The sequence below is a fragment of the Streptomyces flavofungini genome, assembly GCF_014650815.1.
Taxonomy (GTDB): Bacteria; Actinomycetota; Actinomycetes; order Streptomycetales; family Streptomycetaceae; genus Streptomyces; species Streptomyces flavofungini.
The window spans coordinates 324,772-348,009 of sequence record NZ_BMVR01000007.1 but is presented as its reverse complement, the minus strand read 5'-3'; the positions used below and the strand labels follow the sequence as shown (position 1 = coordinate 348,009).

At 73.3% G+C, this 23,238-nt stretch carries 11 protein-coding genes; 4 read left to right on the top strand and 7 right to left on the bottom strand.

Annotated features, from left to right (window positions below):
* Nucleotides 1-15: 15 nt before the first annotated feature.
* The 3 genes from IE274_RS20670 to fabG are packed head-to-tail and all read left to right on the top strand — an operon-like array spanning nucleotide 16 to nucleotide 1,858.
* Nucleotides 16-825, top strand: coding sequence for an SDR family oxidoreductase (locus IE274_RS20670; RefSeq protein WP_190117310.1), 810 nt, complete (start codon nucleotides 16-18; stop codon nucleotides 823-825).
* Between the two features lie 26 nt (nucleotides 826-851).
* Entirely contained in the window at nucleotides 852-1,112 is a 261-nt protein-coding gene (locus IE274_RS20665) for an acyl carrier protein (protein WP_190117309.1), read from the top strand.
* Nucleotides 1,112-1,858, top strand: coding sequence for a 3-oxoacyl-ACP reductase FabG (gene fabG, locus IE274_RS20660; RefSeq protein WP_190117308.1), 747 nt, complete (start codon nucleotides 1,112-1,114; stop codon nucleotides 1,856-1,858). The genes IE274_RS20665 and fabG overlap by 1 nt, the downstream gene beginning before the upstream one ends.
* Before the next feature lie 37 nt (nucleotides 1,859-1,895).
* On the opposite strand, the gene IE274_RS20655 is transcribed toward fabG, so the two are convergent.
* The 7 genes from IE274_RS20655 to IE274_RS20625 form a co-directional block, all read right to left on the bottom strand.
* The gene (locus IE274_RS20655; protein ID WP_190117307.1) at nucleotides 1,896-3,743 is read right to left on the bottom strand and encodes a hypothetical protein; all 1,848 of its coding nucleotides are present in this window, start codon (nucleotides 3,741-3,743) and stop codon (nucleotides 1,896-1,898) included.
* On the bottom strand, nucleotides 3,736-8,985 hold the full coding sequence (locus IE274_RS20650; RefSeq protein WP_190117306.1) for a hypothetical protein: 5,250 nt from the start codon (nucleotides 8,983-8,985) through the stop codon (nucleotides 3,736-3,738). The genes IE274_RS20655 and IE274_RS20650 overlap by 8 nt, the downstream gene beginning before the upstream one ends.
* Nucleotides 8,982-12,179, bottom strand: coding sequence for a hypothetical protein (locus tag IE274_RS20645; protein WP_190117305.1), 3,198 nt, complete (start codon nucleotides 12,177-12,179; stop codon nucleotides 8,982-8,984). The genes IE274_RS20650 and IE274_RS20645 overlap by 4 nt, the downstream gene beginning before the upstream one ends.
* Nucleotides 12,176-13,345, bottom strand: coding sequence for a Kelch repeat-containing protein (locus tag IE274_RS20640; RefSeq protein ID WP_190117304.1), 1,170 nt, complete (start codon nucleotides 13,343-13,345; stop codon nucleotides 12,176-12,178). The genes IE274_RS20645 and IE274_RS20640 overlap by 4 nt, the downstream gene beginning before the upstream one ends.
* A gap of 40 nt (nucleotides 13,346-13,385) precedes the next feature.
* A complete protein-coding gene (locus tag IE274_RS20635) occupies nucleotides 13,386-18,149 on the bottom strand; it encodes a DUF6603 domain-containing protein (protein WP_190117303.1) in 4,764 nt (1,587 codons plus the stop codon).
* A 1-nt stretch (nucleotide 18,150) separates the two neighbouring features.
* Entirely contained in the window at nucleotides 18,151-20,781 is a 2,631-nt protein-coding gene (locus IE274_RS20630; RefSeq protein ID WP_190117302.1) for a M64 family metallopeptidase, read from the bottom strand.
* A 310-nt stretch (nucleotides 20,782-21,091) separates the two neighbouring features.
* Nucleotides 21,092-22,120: a saccharopine dehydrogenase family protein gene (locus tag IE274_RS20625; RefSeq protein ID WP_190117301.1), complete on the bottom strand. Its 1,029-nt coding sequence runs from the start codon at nucleotides 22,118-22,120 to the stop codon at nucleotides 21,092-21,094.
* Between the two features lie 140 nt (nucleotides 22,121-22,260).
* Here IE274_RS20625 and IE274_RS20620 point away from each other — a divergent pair, with 140 nt between their 5' ends.
* Nucleotides 22,261-23,220 (top strand): helix-turn-helix domain-containing protein, encoded by a 960-nt coding sequence (locus tag IE274_RS20620; protein WP_190117300.1) that lies wholly within the window; start codon nucleotides 22,261-22,263, stop codon nucleotides 23,218-23,220.
* Nucleotides 23,221-23,238: the final 18 nt, after the last annotated feature.

Here is a 23,238-nt window from a genome sequence, read left to right as displayed (position 1 = left end):
GCAGGGAGGAAGTGGATGTTCGTTCCCCTCAAGGGATCCTGGGCCTTGATATTCGGCGTCTCCAGCGGCATGGGCAAGGAGACCGCGCGGGCGCTGGCCGACGCGGGCTGCAACATCATCGGGGTGCACTTCGACCTGGCCGAGGGGCAGCAGCAGGCGGAGCGCTACGCCAGGGCGCTGGGCGAACTCGGCGTCGAGGCGCACTTCTTCAACCGCAACGTCGCGGCGAGACAGGCGCGCGCGGAGCTCGTCCCCGTCATCCGCGACCTCACGTCCGGCGTCGGGCCCCGGGTCGTCCTGCACTCGGTCGCGTACGGGACACTCACGTCCCTCCTCCCCGCACCGGGCGGCGCGGAGGACGAGGCCCCAGCGGTCACGCCGCAGCAGCTCACCATGACGGTCGACGTCATGGGGCACAGCCTCGTGTACTGGGTCCAGGACCTGGTGAAGGCGGCGTTGCTGCCGCGCGGGGCGAAGGTCTTCGCCATGACCAGCGCGGGCGGGACCCGGGTGCTGCCCGGCTACGCGCCCGTGTCGGCGGCGAAGGCGACGCTCGAAGCACATGTCCGCCACCTGGCGGTGGAACTCGCACCCCAGGGCGTGGCGGTGAACGCGATCCGGGCGGGCACCACCATCACCCCGGCGCTGCGGAAGATCCCGGGCAGCGAGAAGCTCATCGCCCATTGCCAGGAGATCAATCCGGGCGGCCGCCTGACGCGTACCGAAGACGTGGCCGACGCGATCGTCACCCTGTCCTCCACCGACTCGTCGTGGCTCACCGGAAACGTCATTGGAGTCGACGGCGGCGAAGCACTCGTCGTCTGAACCGAGATCGAAAGGAGCGCCCCACCGTGCCGGACAACCAGACAGCCGACGTCAACCTCGAAGAGCTGCGCGCGCTGATCGCCGAAGAACTCGAACTCCCCCTGGAAGAAGTCACCGACCAGGCCGACCTCAAGAACGACCTCGACGTCGACTCGCTCACCGCCATGGAGGTCGCCGTGCAACTCGAAAAGAAGTACCGCATCAAGATCGACGAGGAGGAAATCGCCTCGCTCACCACACTGGAGATCATCCACCAGCTCGTCGCCGCCAAGGTCGAGAAGACCTGATGGCCGACGGGGACAGGCCGGTCGTGGTCGTCACCGGCGGCTCGCGCGGCATCGGCCGGGCCGCCGTGCTCCGCCTGGCGGCCGACGGCTTCGACGTGGCGTTCTGCTATCTGTCCAGCGCGGAGAAGGCCGACGAGGTCGCGGCCGCGGCACGCCGCCTCGGCGCGCGGGTGCTCGCCCGCAGGACCGATGTCTCGGCCCCGGGCCAGGCCGAGGAACTCGTGGCCGAGACGGAGGCGGAACTCGGCCCCCTGGGGGCGGTGGTGGCCAACGCCGGTGTCGTCCGCGACCGGCCGCTCGCCCGGATGGCCGAGGACGAGTGGGACACGGTGGTCCGCACGAATCTCGACGGGACCTATCACATCTGCCGTGCCGCGGCGCGCGCCCTCATGCGGCACGACCACGGCGCCATCGTCACCCTTTCCTCGGTGGCGGGCGTCTACGGCAACACCGGCCAGTCGAACTACGCGGCGTCGAAAGCCGGGATCATCGGGTTCACCAAGTCGATCGCGAAGGAGCTCGGCCGGTTCGGCGTCCGCGCCAACTGCGTTGCGCCCGGCCTGATCACGACGGACATGACCGATGACCTCGGCGAGGCGAAGCGCAAGGAACAGGTCGCCAGAATCCCGCTGCGCCGACCCGGCACACCGGACGAGGTCGCCGATCTCGTGTCCTTCCTCGTCTCCGACCGCTCCGCCTACATCACCGGGCAGGTCCTGGGAATCGACGGTGGCTTCTCCCTGTGAAGACCACTCGCCGCACCGGCTGTGCAGACCGCTCGTTTCACTGTGCATCCCACTCGGCCGACGACAGCCCCTGGGCGGAGGTCTCGGTCAGCAGGTCGAAGGCGAGGCCGCTGGAGCGCTCGCCGTGGCCGGTGGCGCGCTGTGCCGAGAGCCAGACGACGACGCGGCCGTCGCGCCACCGGGTCCGGTTGAAGGCGACGGTGACCCGGGTGCCGGTGCGCGCGACTTCCTCCTCGTTGATGAAGTACGGCCGCCCCGCGTCCAGCCCTTCGCGCAGGAGGGCCGTACGCGGCCGGACCGGGGTGCCGTCCACCTCGCTGGGCATCGCGGCACGCTGGAGCTGCACGCTCCTGCTGTCCCCCGGCACGTGCACGGGAATGAAGGGGATCCAGTTCTCGGGGACGGAACTCGCGATCCGGTAGGCGACGTCGGCGCGCGGATCGCCGCCGCCCGACGGCGGGTGCAGCCTGCGCCGCTGGGCGATCGACTCGGCGGCGGCCTCGTCGCCGTTGCGCCCGCCGCCGTTGGCCAGTTGGACGGTCTGCTCGATGCCCCAGACGAGGTTGGCGTTCTCGTCCCGTACGAGCGCCACATCCTCCAGCACGGGGCCGGTGGCGACCTTCGGGGTGCCGGGCGGCAGGAGCAGGCCGGTCCCGCCGTCGGTGCCGAGGGTGAACATCGACCAGCGCTGCCAGTCCTGCCGCTCCCCCGTGCCCGCCGGGGTGATCCACCGGCGCTGGCCGAAGACGTCGGTGACCGCGAGCCCCTGGATGGTGGCGAGCGTTCCGGCGGGCACGTCGCACGGGAGCTGGTACCAGTCGTTGCTGAAGACGAGCGCGAACTCCAGGAAGACGAGCCGGGCCAGGTCGGTGCTGTCCGGGGTGACGGCGGCGAAGTTCGTGTTCCCGTCCTCCAGCGCCCACCAGCGCGGCAGGGGCATTCCGGCGTAGCCGACCGGCGCCGGGAACACGGTGCGTCCGGCCGGTACGGGGGCCGGGCCCGCGCCGTCGAGGGAGCCGCCGGGGTCGGTGGCGAAGGCGTACCAGTCGAGCTGCCCGCCCGGGTACTCGGCGGCCGTCAGGACCTGCTCCCCGCCGCCGGGGGCGGGTGCGGAGACGGCGAAGGAGTGCTCCAGGCGCCGGGCGTTCCACGTGGTGTCGCCGTCGGGCCGCTCCGTGGTCACCCCGGTCGGGTGGTCGATCAACTGGTCGAACCAGGACGTCAGCCGGGGCCCGAGCGCGTTGAGGGTCGCACGGTGCGGGCGGGGCAGATCGATGCCGTCCGAGGGCTGCCCGCCCGCCGTGAGGTGCCGGTAGAGGAGGTATCCGTCCATGCCCCGCCCGGCGAGCGCCTGCAGGGTCGCCCAGACCTCCGGGTGCGCGACCAGCGGAAGGTCGGCCTCGACGGCGGGGTCCGGCGGCGCGACCGGATAGCGGGCGACGAACTGCTCGGGCACGTCGTGCGCGCGCAGCACCGCTGAGTCGGAGACCAGCTTCAGCCAGCGGCGGCCCAGTGCGAGGCGCAGGTCGAAGGAGGTCCGCTCGGCGCCGAACGCGAAGGGCAGCGGCCGGCGTTCGGCGACCGTCTCCAGCGGCCGGTCGGCGGGCAGCGGCTCGGGCGGCCCGCCTTCGGGCCGGAACCGGTCGGGCGTGCTGGTGGTGACGGCGTACCGGGCGGTCACGGGCGAGCCCGCGTCGGCGCCCTGGAACTCGCCGAGCTGCCACTGCCGGGTCAGCAGCCACAGCGCGTCGCGGACCTCGGCGCGCAGCGCGCGGTCGAAGTCGGTGGTGCGCGGCCTGCCTTCGAGCCGGTTCCAGATGCCGACGGCGGGGTGCGCGCGGTCCCGGAGCGCGGTGGCGAGGTCCGCGATGCGTGGCTCAGTCATGGTCGGCCTTCCAGCGCGCGTTGGCGGTCGCGAGGTCGGTGCTGATGGTGATCGGCTGGGTGGTCGCGGACATGAGCGTGGCGGGCAGCAGGTGCGCGTACGGGCTGTCCTCCAGGTGTGCGGGCTCCACGGCGCGTGCCCTGGCCATCTCGAAGGTCTCGTGGACCGCGGCCACCAGGTCGGCGGTGTCCCAGGTGCCGGTGCGTACGGGTGGTGCGACCAGCAGCATCGCCTGGGGTGGTTCGGAGTCGGGGCGGTCCACGTCGGCCGTGATCGCGGTGGTGTGCCGCTCGGCGGGGATGACCTCGGTCCACTCGTCGAGGAGCAGTCCGCAGTGCGGCTCGTCCTCGTCCGCGCCGTCGGCGTAGTGCGCCGTGAACAGCAGCCTGTCCTCGGTGATCGTGGCGCCGGGGGCGAACTCCATGCCGAGCCAGTGGTCGTGCCGGCGGTACGGGAGCTGGACGGGTTCCAGTGCGGGCTCCTCGTCGTCGCCGCGCAGCGTGGCGCTGAGCAGCACGGCGCGCTCCCACAGGCGGGGCATCTCGCGGACCCGGGCGAGCCCGTGGATCCAGTCGTCGAGGGGGAAGTCCCGGTTCACCGGCGCCTGGTTCAGGTGCTCCACGAGTTCGTCGCTGTCCCTGCGCGCCTTGGCCCACTCGGTGGTGAGCGCGTCCGGTGGTTCGAATTCGGGTACGGCGAGGACTTCGGGGCCGAGCACGGCCCGGAGCGCCTCGGTGCCCGCCGCGACCCGGTCGGGGCCGGTGAGTGCCTGGTCGTACTCGGCGAGGGCGGCACCGGCGGCGGCGAGGCGGGCGGCGATGTCGGCGCGCAACGCGCCCGCCCGGTCGAGGAGTTGCCTGCCGAAGTCGACGACCCGGTCCTCGACGGGCGTCAGGTCGAGCCCGGCGGGGTCGAAGCCGGTGAGCGGAAGCAGGTCGGCGATGTCGTCGAGCAGTGCGCTGAGCGTGCCGCGCGTCGTGTGTGCCTGCTGGTTCAGTGCCTGGAGGCGGTTGCGGAAGCCGGTGCGGCGGTTGCCGACGCCGGTGCGGAATGAGGTGGGCCTGTTGGGGAGGGTGACGGTCGGTGTGGTGGTGAGGAGGCGCTCGGCCTGCTGGAGCAGGCGGAAGCGTTCGCTGTCGGGGGTGGCGGGCGGCAGCGCGTCGTACTGGGCGAGCAGCGCGTCGGCGTCGGCCAGCGCCCGTGTCATGCGCGCCGCGGTGTCGGCGACGGCGGCGAGCACGTCGGCGTACGCGCTCCTGCGCCACTGGACGAGTTCGCCCCAGCCGCTGCGCACCATGCCGAACCCGGCGGCGGTGGTGGCGAGTTGGGCGTAGCGGGTGAGAAATCCGTCGATGGCGGCGAGCACCGCGGCGCGGGCCGGCGGCGCGGGCGGGGCCGGGTAGAGGGGTGCGAGGTCGTGGACGAAGTCGGCGGCCTCCTCGTCGAGGGCGGCGAGGGCGGCGCGGACGGCGGCGGGGCGTGCGCGGGGCAGGGACACCGCGTCGTCGGCGGTGCGGTCGACGGTCGCGGTGCCCGCGCCGGGTACGAGGTCGCTGGTGCGCAGGGGCCGTGCGGTGGTCAGCAGGGTGCGCAACGCGCCGATGAGCGGGGAGAGTTCGAAGAAGGAGACCTTGCCGGGGACCCGTTCGGTGTGGCGGATGGTGAGGACCGCGTCCGGGCGCGGGTGGTCCCGGTCGAGCACAGCGCCGATGATCCGGTCCTCCAGGTCGGTCATCGCCTCGGCGCCCGCCGAACGGACCGTCCACAGCAGGTCGATCGGGTCGAGTCCGAGGTCGTCGAGGGAGATGACCCGGCTGCGGTCCTGCCCGTTCACCGGGTCGGTCCAGGTGACGCGCGCGACGGTGTCGTCGGCGTCGGGCAGCAGCCCCTCCAGCCAGTCGTTGACGGCGGGTTCCGCCTGCGCCCTGGGGGTGGCGTGGCTGTCGGGGCGCAGGCCGGGACGGAGCCGCAGGCCGAAGCGGTGGGTGAGGGTGGTGCCGCTGCGGGGGGTCTCGACCACGGCGGGCCGGGGCGGGAAGCCCGCCTTGGCGTAGGCGTCGAGGGTCGCGGAGGCGCGCTCCGTGTTCCCGGCCAGCGCCTGGTGGGCGCTCTCGGCGACGGCGAGGTCGGCGAGGGCGTCGTGCACGTCCAGGAGCGCGCGGACCTCCGCGGTGAGGGCCGCGGCCTGGCCCGGGTCGGCGGGCGGCAGGACGTCGCCGAGGCCGAAGGGGTAGGTGTCCGGCACTCCGGTGCGGGTCACGTGCCGGACCAGGGCGAGGCCGTCGACGACGTTGCGGGCCTCGACCTGCTCGATGGGGACGGGCTCGGTGGGGTCGGGCGCCGTCTGGGGGATCTTCCCCGCGCGCAGCGGGAACTGTTCGCGCAGCGCGGTGATGAAGCGGTCGACTTCCGCCTCGTCGTGCCGGTCGTGCAGGCCGCGTTCGAGGCGGTAGCCGAGGAGCGCGCCCAGCGGCTGGCCCTGCCGCAGCCCGTCGAGGAGACCGAGCGCGATCCGTACCCGCTGTGAGCTGAGGTCCACGGCGAAGGTGCTGGGGTGGTCGGGGTCGGCGTTGGCCGTGTACCCGGCGCGCAGCACGGCGGCGGTCCTGGCGTGGCCGGGCGAGGGCGCGTGCACGAAGCCCGCGTTCTCGGGGTCGTGCAGGAGCGGCGCGCCGCCGCTGAAGATCTCCGCGAGCTTGCCGGTCAGTTCCACCGGGGTGAGCTGCGCCGCCCGGGGGCGGACGTCCTCAAGCCAGCCGTACGCGCCCAGATGCAGCCCCGGACGGGGCGTGCCGTTGCCGTCGGCGCCGAACCTGAGCTCCGCCAGGCGCGCGGTGGCCAGGCCGAGGCGCCAGGCGTCGAGCCGGTAGGTGGCGAGGTCGAGGTGTTCGGCGAGGAGCCGTTCGAGGCGGGCCGTGGGCAGGTCGGCGAGGATGCCGAGTGCCGTGATGTGGTCGGCGAGGTCGGCGGTGGCGGGGCCGCTGCCGATGGTGCCGGGGATGAAGTCGGCCAGGAGCTGGTCGGGGCTTCCCGTCACGGCGGGCTCCGGCGAGTACAGCCTGCGGAAGCGGCTCTCGCTGGGCAGGGTCTGGCCGGGGTCCGGTATCCGTACGTGCACGAACGGCGGGTCGGCCGCGAGTTCGTCGGGGGTGGCCACCCCGGCGGCGACGGCGAGGTTGCGGGCCGCGTCGGCCCAGCCGAGCAGCACCCCGTGCCGCAGCAGCAGGTAGAGGAGTGCGGCGGGTGGCGTGTCGTCGGTGAAGCCGAGTTCGAGGCGGACCGTGTCCAGGTCGTGGGCCGCCTCGTCGGCGAGCCAGCGCAGATAGTTGCGGCCGTCGGGGGTGCAGGCGCGTACGGGGTCGGTCTCCGACAGGGGCCGGTCGTCGACCAGCGGGGCGAGGAGCGGCTGTTGGAAGCCGGTGAACAGCTTGCGCAGCAGGTCGGGGTCGTGGGCCGGGCTGCCGTTGCTGTGCCCGAGCCTGGCAAGGAGGGCGCGCAGTGGTCCTGGCATGTTCAACCGGTCCAGGGCGGGCCGTACGGCCGCACCCCGGCCGCCGAGGTTCTCGCGGTTGAAGACGTCCTCGACGCTCTGCGCGTACCGCTGGTGGTACTCGGCCGACGTGGGGTGCAGCGCGAGGATGTCCAGGAGGAGCTGGTGGGGGTCGTCGGTGTCCTTGCCGAGGTGGGCGACCTGGCCGGCCGCCGCCTGCCAGTCCTGGGCCGCGGCGCTCAACAGCCGGTCGAGGCCGCGCAGATGGACGGCGGAGTCGGGCCAGGTGAGGCGGGAGAACGCGGTGGTGGGCAGGATGCCGTACGGCTGGTTGCCGACCCGGACGGCCGGGACGGGCCCGCGCCCGGAGACGTGGCGCAGGAAGAAGTCCCTGGTTTCACGGACGGCCTCGGCGTCGAGGACGGGGTGCATGGCGGTCTGGAGGAAGGAGCCCCAGGTCACCGGCCACAGCGCGGTGTTGGCGGCGCGGGCCTCGCGCTGGTCGGTGCCGTCCGCGTGCGGCATTCCCTGCAGCACGGCGGGCGGCAGGCCGAGGAAGTCGGTGAAGCGGCGGCCGTCGGTCAGGGTGGTCCAGTCGGCGGCGGTCGCGGCCGGTGCCGTCGCGGGGCGCAGCGCCGAGGCCGCCTCGTCGGCGTCGCTCTGGCCCGCGGGCAGCTGTTCGGTGTTGTTGGTCGGGGTGCCCTGCGGCAGCAGCGCGTAGCCGTCGGGGCCGCGCAGTTGCTGGGTGATCAGGCCGGAGAGCTGCTGGGCGGACCGGACCGGGTCGGGCTGTGCGCGCAGGCCGAGCACGAGCAGCCGGTCGAGGCCGCCGCGGATGCGGTCGTCCAGCGGGACGCGCAGTCCCATGCCGACGGCGACGGCGCGGTCGAAGTCGGTGAGCCAGCGCAGTTCGTCGGGGACGTGCAGGGCCCCGGTGGCCGGGTCCACGGAGATCTGGTCGACGGCGGCCGGGTCGGGGCTCACGGGCAGCGTCTCGGGCACGGGCGCGCCGGTCACGGACAGCACCTGCGCGCCGTCGACGTAGCCGAGCGCCTGGAAGCGGTCGGGCAGCAGCCGGGCGCGTGCGGCGCGGGTCCAGGACTCGGGTTCCGTGGCACCGGCCGCGGGCGGCGGCAGTACGAGGAAGGCCACCTGTACGGCGTCGCCCGTGCCGACGGGCGCTCCTTCGATGCCGGCCGGGCGCAGGGCCCGGATGGCGGCGGCCCGGTTGGCGCCCACCGCGGTGCGCAGGGCCGCGTCGGCCCCCCGCAGCAGCAGCCGGTCGCCGTGCGCGCGCCAGACGGCGGTCCAGTACGTCACCGTCGGCTGCCGGTCGGCGGCGGCCACCGGGGTGGGGCCCACGACCACGAGCACCGTCGTCCCGGCGGGGACGGCGACCGGTTCTTCGGTGAGGTTGCCCGGGACCCGCTGACTCCGCAGCCAGGCGGCACGTCCCGGGGCGATGCGCGTGGCCAGCTCCAGCTCCGCGGCGCGGAGCGCCGCGGGCTCGCGCGCCGCGGCCCAGCGTGCCGTCCAGTAGGCGTCGAGGGCGGCGATCTCGGCCGGGGTGGGCCGGGGTTCGAACTTGTCGACGGCCCATTCGTCGGGGAACACCCGGATCAGCAGCTCGGTCGGGGTGAAGCGGGTCTCGATCCGTACGGGAGCGAGCAGGACGGGGAAGTCGTCGCTGAGCTGAGTCGCGGTCCGGGTCGTCGGAGCCGGCGTGGCCGGGGGCGTTGTCGAGTGTGTCATCGCGGCAGCATTTCCTGTGCGTGCACGGCCACCAGGACCGGAACCTGGAAGAGGATGTAGGCGAGGTCGGCGGAGCTGAGCCCCGCGTGCCAGAGCGGCAGGCTCTCGTCCTCGGCGCGCTGTTCCCGCTTCTCCTGGTCGTCCTCGGAGCCGTCGAAGTCGGCCAGAGGGACCGTGACCTGGGGGTCGAGTTCGAGGAAGCCGCGCGCGTGCGGGTCCACGTCGGTCCACGACAGGTCGTTCCACACCTCCACCGGGGTGGGGACCGCGTCGTCGACCCCGAACCTCGGGTCCCCCGGGCGCTCCTTGAGGATGAAGAACCAGCCCGCGTCGGCGGGCGGGTCGCCGCGTGCCTCGTCGGCGTCCAGGTCGAACCCGAGGAGCGTGATGTCGGGTTCGATCTTCGCCTCGTACAACGGCAGGCGTAGCAGTGCGGGCGGGGGCCGGTCCTCGTCGGGCAGAGTGACGGGCACCCGTTCCTGGGTGTGGTCGGGCAGGCCGTCGTCGCCCACGGGCCATTCGGCCCGCTGCGCGTAGACGGCGGCCGTCGGGTACCGCTTGAGCAGTTCGCCCCGCACGACCAGGACCAGGTCCTCCTGCTGGGGGCCCGCGCCGAAGGGGCGGTTGACGTTCCGGCCGAGGCGCCCGGTGGTCGGCCAGGTGTGCAGCGGCGGGATGTCGTAGCACCGCTCGCGCCGTCGTTCGGCGCTCTCCCCCGCCCTGAGCTGTGCGGTACGGGGGTCCCAGAACTGCCGGAAGGGGCTGCCCCGCTGGTCGGTGGGGTACTCCCGCCAGAGGAGTTCGCGGGCCATCTCGTGGTTGAGTCCGGCGAGGTAGGACTCGATGAACTCGCGGTTGTTGGCGAGCAGGGTGATCGAGTTCTGCGGGACGAGGCCGAGGTTCGGGACGAACGCGTCCACGGACTGGTCGAGGAGTGCCTGGTAGGCGGGAAGGTCGAAGACGGGGTACGCCATCGCCTCGATGAAGTCGTCGGCGAACGGGCGCAGCCGCTCGGGCAGGGCGACCGAGCCGAGGAGCGTCCGGGGCACCGTCGTGTCGGCGCGCAGTCCGGACAGCACCGAGCCGGTGGCGAGGGCGACTTCGAGCCGTGCGCGCGGCAGCGCCTTGCCGACGGCGGTGGCGACGTTCACGCCCTGGTGCAGCTCGCGCAGCGCGCCCTTGAAGCGGGCCGCCTCCGGGCTGTCGGTGGTGCCGGTGCTCGGCACCACCGGGTCGCCGAGCTCGCGCAGCCGGAAGTCGGGGCTGTGCGGCAGGCTCTCGACCGGGTCCGGCGGCGGGGCGCCGGGGTGCAGTTCGGCGGCGAGCTGTTCGGCGGTGACGATCCCGGCCGGGGTGGTCTTGGCGGGTGCGGCCGTCACCGCCGCCGAGGGGGCGTCCATGCGGGGTACGAGCGCGTCCGGCGGGCGGTCCGCGGTGAAGGGCAGCGCCCGCATCAGGCGTGCTCCGGGCCGGGTGATCCGCCGCATCGCCGGGGACAGCGGCGCACCGGCCACCTGGCTCGCGGCCACCCGGAACCCGATCGCGACCTGCTCCGCCTGGCCGTTGAGCGCGGCGGTCGCCGCGCCCGGGGGGCCGGTCACGGCGGCCGTCACCCGTGCGTGCGCGGGCGCGGTCAGCCGCAGCGAGCGCCCCGACGGGGCGGCGGCCGGCGCCGCCGCCGAGGTGCCCCCGGCCGGGTCCAGGTGCTTGGTCTGGAGTACGTGCCCGACTTCGCGGGCCAGTTGCGCGGCGCGGATCCGCGCGTTGGCGGCCAGTACGTCGCCGACCTGCGCCCAGGCGGCGGCCATCAGCTCTTCCTGGCGCGTCTGGACGGCCTGTGTGCCCAGGTGCGCGGCGGCGCGGAAGCGCGGGTCGAGGTTGAGCCGGTGGACCCAGTTGTGGTTCTCGGGCGCGGGGACGGTGGTGCCGTCCTGACGGGTCAGCAGCCTGGGGGTGAGCGCGTGCCACCTGCCGTACAGCGAGGGGGTGAGGACGGGGTCGGATGCCGCCGCGAGCGGTGGCGTTGCGAGGGCGGCGTGCGCGGCGGCCGGTGTGTGGCGCTGGTAGTCGTCCGCCAGGTTGAGCAGGGCGGCCAGGGCGTTCTGGAAGGGGTGGGGGTAGGGGGCCGCGGGCGGTGGCCGGTCGTGGAAGTTGTCCCAGTTCTCCGCCTCGTCGGGCGGAGCGCCCGGTGGCTGCGGCACTTTGAGGGCGCCGCCCATCGGCAGGACGCCGCCGAGCGCGGCCGGTGTCTGGATGCCGGGCAGGCCGAGGCCCGGTGAGCGGTGGACGTCGATGTCCCTGCGCCCCACGCGCGGGTCGGGCCGCTGGGGCCGCAGCAGCCGTACGAGGGCTTCGAAGTCGCCGGTGCTGCCCGTGGTGAACGGCCAGCGGTGGTAGTACGGCAGCTGTCCCGAGGCGGGCCTGCCCGCGTACGGCGGTCCCCACGCCAGGTACAGGGCGCCGGGTGAGCCGGTGGGGTCGAGGCCGAGCCCGGCAAGACGGCCGGTCTCGAACACCGGGACCAGGAACGCCTCGTACGCCGTGTCCGGGCGCAGTCGGCGCGGGCACAGCAGCCGCGAGCAGGCGTTGTCGGCGTTGGTGCGGAGCACGTCGGCGAGGGCGGCGAGGGCGGGCGCCGTGCTGTCGGAGGCGACGGGACCCGTCAGCGCACCGTTGACGTGCACGTGTGCCCAGGCGCCGAGCTGGTCGGGCCGGGGCAGGGTGGCGGCGGTGTCCCGTACGGCGATCACGGGCAGGGGTCCGCTCCCCTGCGGGCTCTCGGTGAATTCCGGGGCCGCGCCGTCCGCGCCGGTCCCGGCGGCGAGGACGACGAGGGCGAGCCAGGGGGCGAGGCGCTTGGTGGCGGCGTCGGGCGGGGCCGGGCTGTAGCGCCAGGGGAAGTCCTCGTCGCAGAACTCGATGTGGGCGAGGTAGTTCGGCTCGTGGTTGGTGGTGCCGGGCCGCGGTTCCGTACGGGAGACGGCGCGCGGGTCGATGCCGGTCACGTCCCCGGGGCCGTACAGCTGGACGCTCCGCTCGATCTCCCGCACCAGCGGCCCGCTCCCCAGGGGCTCGCCGGAGACGCGCAGCCGGACCGGGATGGCGGCGCGCGCCGAGGTGCCGGGGTCGCCCGTGATGCGGGTGGCGATTCCGGCGCGCAGCCAGGGCAGGAACGAGTACGCGTTCGCGGTCACGAGGAGCCCCCGGCGGTGAAGATCTCCGTGCTCGCCGTCAGTTCGGCGACGGCGGGGTCGGCGGCGGCCGTGCCGGTGCGGGCCGTGCCGCCGGTGACGAGGACCTTCCCGCCCGGCAGCGGAGCGGCGGCGAAGGCCCACCGGCCGTCGGCGAGGCCGGCGACCGAGGTCCAGGAGTCGGCGGCGGCGTCGTAGCGGAGGGCGCTGCGGTAGCCGGTCTCGTCCTTGTCGTCGGCGGCGCCCCCGATGACGAGGACCCCGTTCGGGCCGAACGGGAGCGCGCGGTGCAGGGCCCGTCCCGCGGGCATGTCGGCTGCGGGCCCCCACGCCCCGGAGGTCAGGTCGTACAGCTCGGCGGTGCGCTGGCTGAACGGGTCGAAGGCGCCGCCGCCCGGCGCTCCGAGCGCGGTGCCGCCGGTGACCAGGACCTTGGTGTCCGAGAGCCGCGTGGCCTGGTGGTGGCTGCGGGGCGCGCGCAGGCTGCCGGTCGGCGCCCACTTCTTCGTGGCGGAGTCGTACAGCTCGCAGAAGGCGAGGGCGGGTTCGTCGGCGCCGCCGACCGGTGTGGTGCCGCCGCAGACGAGAACGGCGCCGCCCGCGAGAGGGACGGCGGTGTGCCCCGTACGGGCCTCCGTCATGTCGCCCGCCGCCGACCAGGTGTCCGTCGCGGGGTCGTACAGCTCGGCCGTGCGCAGGGCCTTGGTGGTCTGCGCCGACCGGACGGTGCTGCCCCCGGCGACGAGGACCCTGCCGTCGGCGAGCAGGACCGCGCTGTGGCCCGCGCGGGTTCCCGCCATGGTGCCGCTGGGGGTCCAGGCCTGCGTCGCCGGGTCGTACAGCTCGGTCGTCGCGAGCGCGGGTGCGCCCGGTGCCGAGCCGCTGGTGCCACCGGTGGCGAGGACCTTCCCGCCCGCGAGGAGGGTCAGGGTGTGCAGCCGCCGGGGGGTGTTCAGGGCGCCGACCGGCAGCCAGGTTCCGGCGGCGGCGTTGTAGACGGCGGCCTGGCTGACGGCGGCGGAGACACTGTCGGCGCCCCCTGCGACCAGCACGGCGTCGCCGTTGGCCAGCGGCACGGCGTTGTCGTGCTGCCCGTACCAGGTGGCGGCCTCGGGCAGGCCGGGTGCGGACGTCCATGACCCGGTGGCTCGGGCGGAGATGGTGGTCATCGAAGCTCCTCGGGTGCGCCGTCCGTGCACGTGGTGGTGGTCATGGGATCAGCGCCTCTCCCGTGGCGGCGAGCTGGAGCGGTTCGGGGCCCGGCGCCGCGGCGCCCGCCGCGGCGATGCCGCCGGTCACCAGCACGCGGTCGTCGGCGAGTTCGGCCACGGCGGTGGACCACCTGCCCCGGGAGAGGCCCGCGATCCTGGTCCAGGTGCCCGCCGCCGGGTCGTACGCGAGCACGCTCCGGAAGCCCGCCGTGCTGGCGGGGCCCGTGGTGCCGCCGATGACCAGGACGTCTCCCGCGCGCGTGAGCAGCGCGCGGTGCCGGGCGCGGCCGCCGGGCATGGGGGCCGCGGCGGTCCAGGTTCCGGTGAGGGGGTCGTACAGCTCGGCGGTGGCCAGGGCGCGCGGGCTGAACGTGCCGCCCGCCGCGACGGCCGCCTCGCCGCCCGTGACCAGGACCCGGCCGTCGGGCAGCAGGGTCCCCTGGTGGCCCGTGCGGGCCGTGTGCAGGCTTCCGGTGGGGCTCCAGGTGCCGCTGGCCGGGTCGTACAGCTCGCAGTACGCGAGCGCCGCGTCACCCGTGCCACCCGTGGGCAGCGCTCCGCCCACGACCAGCACCCGGCCGTCGCGCAGGAGAACGGCCTGATGGCCGGTACGGGCGTCGGTCATCGGCACCGTGGCGGTCCAGGCGCGCGTCGCGGGGTCGAACAGCTCGGCGGAGCGGAGCGCGCCGAAGCCCTGCCCGCCCCGGGCGGCGCTGCCGCCGGCCGCGAGCACCCGGCCACCGGGCAGCGGCGTCGCGGAGTGCCCGAACCTGGCCGCGCCCATCGGACCGGACGGCGTCCACGCCCCGGCGGCCGGGTCGAACACCTCGGCGGCGGCCAGGGGCGCGCCGTCCGCGCCCCGCCCACCGGCGGCGAGGACCCGGCCGTCGGCGAGCCGGGTGGTGGTGTGCAGGCGGCGGGCCACCGCCAGCGGGGCCGATGGCGACCAGGCGCCGGAGGTCGGGTCGAAGAGCACTGCCGCGGCGAGTGCCGTACCCGTCGCGCCGGTGCCCCCGGCGAGCAGGGCCTTGCCGGTGGCGAGGACCACCGTGTCGACCTGGGCCACCGGGGTGGGCAGCGTCCCGGTGTCCGCCCAGGTGCCGGGGACGAACGGCGCCACCGCCGCCTCGGCTGCGGGGATGACGTGCAGCAGCCCGGCCAGCGTCGGGTCGGCGGCGACGAAGTCGGCGAGGGCGTCGGCCGCCGTGGCCTGGTTGCGGAAGTCCACGGAGCCGCCGGAGGACCCGCGGCCGAGGGTGCGGGGCGGCAGCGCGGGCACGTTGCTGCGGCGGTACGCGACGACGAACCGCTGGTCGGCGACGCGCACGGTGTCGGCCGTCGCGAACGGCTGCCGCAGCAGCGCCTCGCGCCGGGACAGCGGCGACCTGCTGGTGCTGCTCCCCTGGAGCAGCCCGTCGAAGACGGCGGGGCTGACGCTGTGGAACCGCTTGGTGCGCCCGGCGGAAAGGCGTGCGGGCGGCTCGGCCTTCGGCCCTTCGTCGTCGGCCGCGCCGCGCGCGCCGTTCGGGGACGGCGCGCTGTCCAGGATGTGCAGCTCGTAGCGCGCGCTGCGGCGCACGACGCGCGCGGACGCCAGCGTGCCTGCGGCAGCGGTGAGTTCGAGACCGGTGTCCTGCGTCTCGTACGCGGGGCTCGACAGCTTCGCTGCGTCGCTCATGTCCTGGTACTGGGCCATGGCGAACTTGTCGCCGGTGTCGGAGACCCGCACGAGCCCGCTGCCCGGCGCGGGCGCGACGGTGAACCGCCTGCCGTCGGCCGCGCGCTGCTGGCCGACCTTGTCGAGGCGCACGTTGAGCGGCAGCGCCCGCTGCTGCACGGACAGCGTGCCCAGCGGATGCAGCACCAGGTCGTCGGACGGGGGCAGTTGGCGGAGGCTGACCAGCGGCTTGCCGCTGCCGGTGGGCAGGCGGGTCCCCCAGCCCTCGGTCTTGCGCAGTTCGGCGGCGAGCAGCGGCAGGACCTGGACGGGCGGCAGTGTGGTGGTGCGGCTCTCGCCCCAGGTGATGTCGAAGTCGGCGGAGACGGAGAAGAACAGGAACCCGATGGATCCCCTGCCGTGGGCCCGCCAGGGTGCCGGTCCTTCGAGCCGGAAGCGCAGGTCGATGCTGAACACGCCGACCCCGAAGGCCTTGAGCGAGACCTCCGCGCTGATGGCGATGTCGAACCGGAACGGGTTGAACTGGAACAGCGCGTCGAAGCTGAGGTGCCCCTCGATGCCGAAGCCGCCGAAGCCGAGCCGGAGTTCGGCGAGCGCACCGAACTGGACGGTGTTGCTGGTGATGGCGAAGTAGCCGGAGACGCGGATCAGTTGCCTGTCGCGGTGCAGCAGGTCGAGGGACAGCCGCTCGGGCACGGCGAAGGGCAGTGCCGGTGGCTGGTACGAGGGGTGGAAGCCGCCGACGGTGAGCACCAGGTCGGGGTTGTCGCCCCACGCCACCAGGATGCCCAGGCCGCCGTCGAGCGGCATGGTCAGGACGTGCGAGTCCACGAGCCGCGCCTCGAACCACAGCCGTTTCTTGCCCGGTTCCAGCGCGCCGAAGAAGTCGACGCGGAGGTCGAGGAGGGGCAGCTTCGGGTTCGGCAGGGTGGCGCGCAGGGTGCCGAGGACGGCGATGTTGCCGGGGATCTCGATGATCAGTCCGAGGGAGATGCTCACCAGCGTCGGGGTGGCCCAGCCGATCCTGGCCATGGGGCCGATGAGGAACGTGCCCTCTTCGGGCGGGAAGAACGCGTTGAGGTCGGAGAGGATGCGCGGCGCGTTGGCGATCACGTCGCGCGGGAACATCACGGATTCGATGGAGCCCGTACGGATGCCTTCCGCGAGTGCCTGGAGGTTCATGCCGCGGTTCAGGCCGATCAGGCCGCCGACCGCGAGCAGGGTGAAGCCGTAGCCGAGTTGGATGCCCTCGCCGAAGTCGGCGGTGAGCACGATCAGCAGCGAGAACCCCTTGGCGCCGTCCGGCATCCTGGTGCTGACCAGGCCGACGGCCTTGAGCGCCAGGAAGTCGGCAAACTCCAGCTCCATCGCCCCCGCGTACTCGCCGCGTGCGGGGTCGAAGGCGAGGAAGCCGCCCCCGCGCACCAGGCCCGAGTCGACCGAGAGGCCCGCGCCGCCGGGCGGCTTGAAGCCGAGGGACACGTCGAGCGGGCCGAGGTTCCCGTCCTGCCCGGGGCGCCCCTCGAACAGGGCGGTGAGGCCGACCTTGTCCACCACGGCGGTGACGGGGCCGAGTGCGGCCTTGAACGTGGCGCCGAGGCTGATCGGCAGAGCCCCGCCGGAGGGCACCGCGGAGACCGTGAGGTGCTGGATCTCGACGGGTCCGACGCGTCGGCCGACGGGGATCCGGAGGTCCAGGTTGGAGGTGCCGCGGAAGGAGAAACCGTCGCGGTGGGAGATGCCGAGCGCGAGGTCGGCGCCGATGCTGAACCCGTCGTCCGGAAGGACCGCGGCGAGGAAGCCGTCGGCGTCCTCGCCGGGCTGGAAGACGAACTCAAGCCCCTTGAGGTCGAGTTCGGCGAAGAAGTCCACGTCGTCGCCGTCGATCCGGACGCCCCCTGTGCCGCCGACCGTGCGGAACGTCAGCCGGGTGCGTCCCGGCTCGCCCAGGAGCACCACCGGTTCCTTGTCCGCGTCCGATGCTTCGGCGGCCACCTCGATCGCGCCCGCCGCGTGCACGGGCGCGTCGTCCGACTCGAACCCGAAGACCATGTCGAGGGGCTGCCCGGGACGGGCGAGGAGCGCCACGCCGCCCTGGAGGTCGAGGCTGCTGCGTACGGTGACGGTGAGACCGGGCACGACCTCGAACCGCAGCCCCAGCGCCCCCGTGAAGGACGGCAGCAAAGCCACCCCCGGCGCCCCGTCGGCCGTCGCGGGCGGCACCCGCACGAGCCGAACGGAACCCCGCATCCGTGCGTCGCCCTCCTCTCCCACCGCCTGGTCGACGGCGATCACACTGACCGCCTCGGCCGCCGGGTCCAGGGGCTGGGAGCGCGGTCCCTGGACGGCCGCCTCCGCGCCGTCCGACAGCGTGTCGATCCGCACGTCGAAGCCCAGGGCCATGAAGAGGTTGTCGAACTGTTCGGCCAGCGACGCGAAGTCGAAGCCGGGCTCGCCCCAGCCGTACGCGTTCTTCAGCACGAGCGACGGATCGTCGAGGACCTTGGGGAGGTCGGTCACGTCGAGCGTCATGCGGGTGTGTGCGGGACGGCTGCCCGTGGGCGGCACGTAGACCGCCTTGACGATCCCGAGCGCGCGCAGTCCGAAGCCCACGGACGGGTGGAAGCGCCGGAGGTAGCTGATGACCAGGTGGTCGAGGAGTTGCCGGGGAAACTGCTCACGGAACCCGTCGGCGCGCAGGGCGGGCGGGATGACCGCATCGGGCGCGTCGGCGATGTCACGGATCGCGGTCACCAGGCCCTGGACGGCGGCGATCACCCGGGCCGCTTCGTCGGCGGCGACATCGGCGGCGGTCGTGGACTCGGGCTTGACGGGCGCCGGCTCGCGGACGCCGGGCGCGCCCTCGTTGAGCCCGCCGTCCCCAAGGAGGCGCCGCAGGCTGTTGTACAGCGTGTCCACGCTGGTACCGAGCGCGCGCAGCGGGGCCGGGGGTTCGTCGACGGCCCAGCCGAGTTCCCGCAGGAGGCCCACGAAGGCCTGGGGAGAGGCGATCGCGTCGCGCAGCGGCAGCAGTGCCTGCCCGACCTCGGTGGCGAGCTTGTCGAAGGTGCCCTGTTCAGCCATGTCACGCCCTCGGGTAGTGCCGCGCGTCGAGCAGGGCGTGCTGGGCCGGGTCGACGAGGTTGACGATCAGCCACTTGCAGAGGAAGCAGAACTCGCCCCGGTGGTCGTGGACGTTCTGTTCCTTGTCCTGGCCGCGCATCTTGCACTCGCCGGAGGCGCGGTAGTAGCCGCCGGCGAAGTGGTTTCCGCCTTCGAAGATGCCGACGAGCTGATACGGGTAGCGCGGCGGCACGAACCCCGGAATGGCGACGGGCAGGTCGGTGTCGGCCTCTCTCAGCCCGCTCGGCCGCGTGGTGTCGCGGTCACGGTTCAGCGGCAGGTGGTTGCGCGGGTTGGCGGCGCTGTTGAAGAAGTCCAGGACCGGCCTGGGGACGATGACCTCGTCGTTGCCCGTCTTGTCCTTGAGCCGTACGAACACCCGTGAGTCCTTGGCGAACACCCCGACGCTGCCCGGCGTCCGCAGCACGAAGGCGCCGCGGCTCTCGTCCGGCCTGTCGGCGAACGGCAGGTCCTTGAGCGCCTGCGCGGGGCCGGTCTGGAGCGGGAGCTGCAGGTTGAACTCGTTCGCGGCGAAGTTCTGCAGGCTGACGGTGGCGTTGTCGGCCCATGCCTTCACCCACTTGTCGAATCCGGTCGTCCCCACGGTGATCTCGATACCGGCGGGGGTCGCCTTCGAGGCCTCGAGGAGCCTGCCGGACACCCGCATCCGTGGCAGGACGAACCACTTCACCTTGGCGCCGTCGAGCCGCCGGCCCGGCGGGGTGGCGGGGATCCGCAGGAACCCGATGCTCGCCAGGTTGTCGAGCTTCACGTCCTGGGGGAATCCGGTGGCGTTCGCGTCGTCGCCGCCGGAGTCCTCGTACTCGTCGCCGAGGGCGAAGTTGTGGCCGAACTCGTGCACCACCGTGTTGATGAGGTGGCCGAACTCGACGACGCCGTGGCGGTTGTCGGGCGGAACGGGCCGGGGCCGGACGCGCCGCATGATCGGTCGGCCCGGGGGGTCCTTGGGGTCCGTGGCGAACTCGACCCGGCTCCGCATACCCAGGGTCGTGGCCATCAACGTCCCGTTGTTGAGCGCCTGACCGCCCAGGAGCGCGTCGTGGACGAGAACCCCGACCAGGCCCCGGCTCCGCTTGAACTTCGTGTCGTCCGGGGTCCAGACCGCTCCGATGTTGGGCGACGGCAGGTCCGCGGTGAACAGACCGTCGAGATAGGTCAGGACCGAGTTCCCGGCGTTCGTGGTGCCCGCCGTCGCGTAGAGCTCGGGCGCGTGCCTGCGCGGGTCGAGCCCCAACGACTGGGTGAGCGGGGCTTTGTAGAAGTCGTAGAGCCGCGCTATGAACTTCTTGAGGTTGGGGTCGGCGGGATCGTCGGCCGCGGGCGGCGGCGCCGCCGTGTTGCCGACGGTGACGATCCTGCTGCCGTCCGCCCACCGGCTGCCGAGATAGAAGCCGTGCAGCGTGTCCGCGGTCTGCAGGAACCCGTCGGACTGGTGCGCCATCCACGTCTTGATCAGCAGGTCGTTCACCCCGGCCGGGTCGAAGTCGGGCAGGCTCTGGCCACTCCACAAGGCCTTGAACCCGTCGAAGGGCCGGCTTTCGTTGCGCATCGGCAGGCCGACGCGCTCGATCAGTTGCTGGAGGGTGTAGCTGTTCGTCGGGGTCCCCGGCAGGTGCTGCGGGTGCGGAATGCGGCACTGGGTGAGGTCGACCCCGGTGCCCGGCTTGTCCACGACACGGTTGCCGACGGTGAGGTGGAGCCGTTCCTGGGACGGTTCGAAGCACTGGAAGACATTGAAATTGTCCCGCAGCAGCCCGAACGGCTCGTGCCGGGGCGCCTCGAACATCGCTTTCACTGTCCGCTCGACAATCTCGTCGAACTGCGGCCTGTCCTGCTCTCCGAATCCCTCCGAAAGGAAGATGACGTTCGACTTCCCTTCCGGACGTGAAAGATCCTGGCGGCGTACGGTGCGGACCGTGAATCGGGGCCGGGCGAAGTTGACCACCCGCACCGGAAGGATGTTGGTTTTCCCGAGGAACGTACCGCTGATCTCCACCGGTACGTCCGACTCTTCCTTTCCCCGCAGCCTGCCCCGAGGGTCGATATCGACCTTCGTGGAATTCGCCGAGCGCAGCGGGACATATCCGTGCCCGGTGATGTCTCCCACGGCATCCGTGCCGGCCGCCGGATGTTCGCTGAACCTGGCGTAGATCGTCGGCTGCGCGTGCGCGTGCGTGAGATCGCGGGCCGTCGTGAGGGAGTCGTTCCCGAACCACCAGTCGAGTATCCGCTCGTGCACCTGGAGCCTGCCCACCACGGAGCCCGCGCCGCCGCCGACCCCGACCGTGATCTGGAACAGATAGACCCCGGGCGTCGTCGCCGTGACGATGCCGGTGGCGGGGTCCACTGTGGGGCGATTGTTCAGCCGTTGCCCGGTCGGCTGATGCGGGGCGAAGAAGTGGACCACGCTGTTCGTCATTTCCGGAGTCAGCGTGAAGGGGCTGGGTTTGATATCGGTGAAGGTGCGGCGGACTACCTCAATCTTGAGCTTGGGGGTGTCGTTGAGCACGACGTGCAGATCGAGGTGCGGAAACACCAGCAGATCAACGGGAGTGGTGATTGCATCAACCATGATCGCTCCTGCTGGCCGTTCTCCCTCAAGGCGAAGGAGCCCGATCCTGCCACCGCCTCGGGCCCGGGAGAACGCGCGCTACCCGCATGGCTGGAACAAGTCGGAAAGCGGCCGGATTTCGGGATTATTCGGAATTCCCGTCTCCATTGGGAATGCGCTGGTCCACGCCCTTGGTCCAGCCGTACCCGCCCGGCCGGATCGGCACCGACGGCCCGAGCTCGAAGAAGCATCTCCGCTCAGCAGATGCGAGCCAGCCGGAACAGGACACTGACCCACCAACCGCACACCAACTGGCGCCCCGCACCGTCCGCTAGAGCAGTTCGAAGGAGATGTGCGGGGACAGCGCGCGGAGGAAGTCGTCCGCGTCGAACAGCTCCCCCGCCGATGCCACCCCCGTCGCCCTGGTGCGCCCCGTGAGGATCCGCTCGACCGCCTCCACCGCGAGCGGCGCGCTGACGGCGTAGATGTCCTGGCCCCGTGCCACAGCGCGCCGCTCCTCGGCGCCGGAGCGCACGACGACGTCGAGGAGGAAGGTCTGCGCGGAGCGGCCGCTGTCGTCGACCGGGGCGGGCGCCGGGGTGTCCGCGGCAGCGAGGTCCCGGACGGCCTCGACCGTCATGTAGCCGCGCACCTCCGGCACCGGCAGGTGGCTGGTGATGGTGACGGCGTCGGCCATCGTGAACTCCCCGATGACGGACCGGGTGCCCATCGGGTCCGGGAAGTCCCACTTCAGGGTGGGTGCCTGGTCGTCGCGATACTCCAGGCGCCCGTCGGTGTAGAGGACGCGGCGGCTGTCGCGGCGCTCCCGGGAGACCGCGCCCGCGGTGCGCGTCCCGGCGGTGGGGTGCCAACTGCTCAGCCCGTACGCGATGTGCACCTCGTCGGCCGCCGTCCAGTCGCCCAGTGCGGCGGTGGCAAGCAGGTCGCCGAGGCCGCCGTAGAACGCCATGGCGGGCACGATCACCGCACCCTCGGCGCGGGCGCGGTCCGCGTACCGCGCGAACGTGTCGACGTTGGCCTCGATCTCGGCCGCCACGTCCACGTACGGGATGCCCGCGCGCAGCGCCGCCTCGATCAGCGGGGCGGCCGTCGTGGCGAAGGGCCCGGCCGCGTTGATCACAGCCGCCGCACCCGCGAGCGCACGGTCCAGCGCATCCGCGTCGTCGACCGTCGCCGGGCGGACTTCGAGCCCCTCGTGGGACGCCGCGAGGTCCCGCAGCCTGTCCGCGTCACGGCCGGAGAGAACCGGCACGAACCCCCGGTCCCGCAACTCCGCCACCACGAACCGCCCCGTGTGCCCGTACGCGCCGAACACCAGCACTCGCTGTCCCGTACCCATGATCCCGACCTCTCCCCGTTCCGATGTTCATGCTGTTTTCGTTGGTCACAGCGTCTCCGTGTGATCCACTGCGACCATCCTGGCGGGCACGGGCGTCCGCGACGAGTGTCCGGAACGACATGCCCCGTACAATTTCCGACATGGGTCTTGTCGCGCTGGCCGTCACCGACGGAATGATGCCGTTCGAACTGTCCGTGGCGTACGAGGTGTTCGGCTCCGCCCCGCCGAGCGTGCCGGGGCCGTGGTACGACCTGGCCGTCTGCGGGTCGGGCGCGGTGCGGGTCGGCCGGTTCGCGCTGGAGCCCGACGCGGGCCTCGACCGGATCCGGCGTGCCGACACCGTGATCGTCCCCGCCTGGGCGGACGTCGACGTGCCCCCGCCCGCCGACCTCATCGGCGCGGTGCGCGCGGCCCATGAGGCGGGCGCGCGCGTCGCCTCCCTGTGCACGGGCGCGTTCGTGCTGGCCGCCGCCGGGCTGCTGGACCACAAGCGCGCGACGACGCACTGGGCGCACACCGAGGTCCTGGCCGACCGCTACCCGGAGGTGGAGGTCGACGCGGACGTCCTCTACGTGGACAACGGCAGCGTCCTCACCTCCGCGGGCAAGGCCGCCGCACTGGATCTGTGCCTGCACCTCGTCCGCCTCGACCACGGCTCGTCGACCGCCAACGCCGTCGCCCGCCGCCTGGTCGTCCCGCCACACCGGGACGGCGGCCAGGCCCAGTTCGTCGCCGCGCCGGTGCCCGCCCAGGACGACCATCCGCTCGCCGCGCTCTTCACCTGGGCGATCGAGCGCCTGGACCAGCCGCTGACCGTGGAGGACCTGGCGCGCGAGGCGCGGATGAGCTCGCGCCACCTGGCCCGGCACTTCAGGGCGGCGACCGGCACCACCCCGCTGCAGTGGCTCCTGACGCAACGGATCCACCGCGCCCAGGAGTTGCTGGAGCGGACCGGCGACAGCGTCGACGCCGTCGCCGAGGCCACCGGCATGGGCACGGCCACGACACTGCGCCGCCACTTCAACCGGACGGTCGGTGTGCCCCCGGACACGTACCGCCGTACCTTCCGCGCGCGCTCCGACCACGACCGGAGCGCGTGACCTCGCACGACCGGACGG

Excerpts from the sequence above, each read along its gene's own strand:
- IE274_RS20640 (WP_190117304.1), bottom strand. The coding sequence starts at position 13,345 with ATGACCACCATCTCCGCCCGAGCCACCGGGTCATGGACGTCCGCACCC.
- IE274_RS20625 (WP_190117301.1), bottom strand. The coding sequence starts at position 22,120 with ATGGGTACGGGACAGCGAGTGCTGGTGTTCGGCGCGTACGGGCACACG.
- IE274_RS20670 (WP_190117310.1), top strand. The coding sequence starts at position 16 with ATGTTCGTTCCCCTCAAGGGATCCTGGGCCTTGATATTCGGCGTCTCC.
- IE274_RS20635 (WP_190117303.1), bottom strand. The coding sequence starts at position 18,149 with ATGGCTGAACAGGGCACCTTCGACAAGCTCGCCACCGAGGTCGGGCAG.
- IE274_RS20630 (WP_190117302.1), bottom strand. The coding sequence starts at position 20,781 with ATGGTTGATGCAATCACCACTCCCGTTGATCTGCTGGTGTTTCCGCAC.
- IE274_RS20620 (WP_190117300.1), top strand. The coding sequence starts at position 22,261 with ATGGGTCTTGTCGCGCTGGCCGTCACCGACGGAATGATGCCGTTCGAA.
- IE274_RS20650 (WP_190117306.1), bottom strand. The coding sequence starts at position 8,985 with ATGACACACTCGACAACGCCCCCGGCCACGCCGGCTCCGACGACCCGG.
- IE274_RS20655 (WP_190117307.1), bottom strand. The coding sequence starts at position 3,743 with ATGACTGAGCCACGCATCGCGGACCTCGCCACCGCGCTCCGGGACCGC.
- fabG (WP_190117308.1), top strand. The coding sequence starts at position 1,112 with ATGGCCGACGGGGACAGGCCGGTCGTGGTCGTCACCGGCGGCTCGCGC.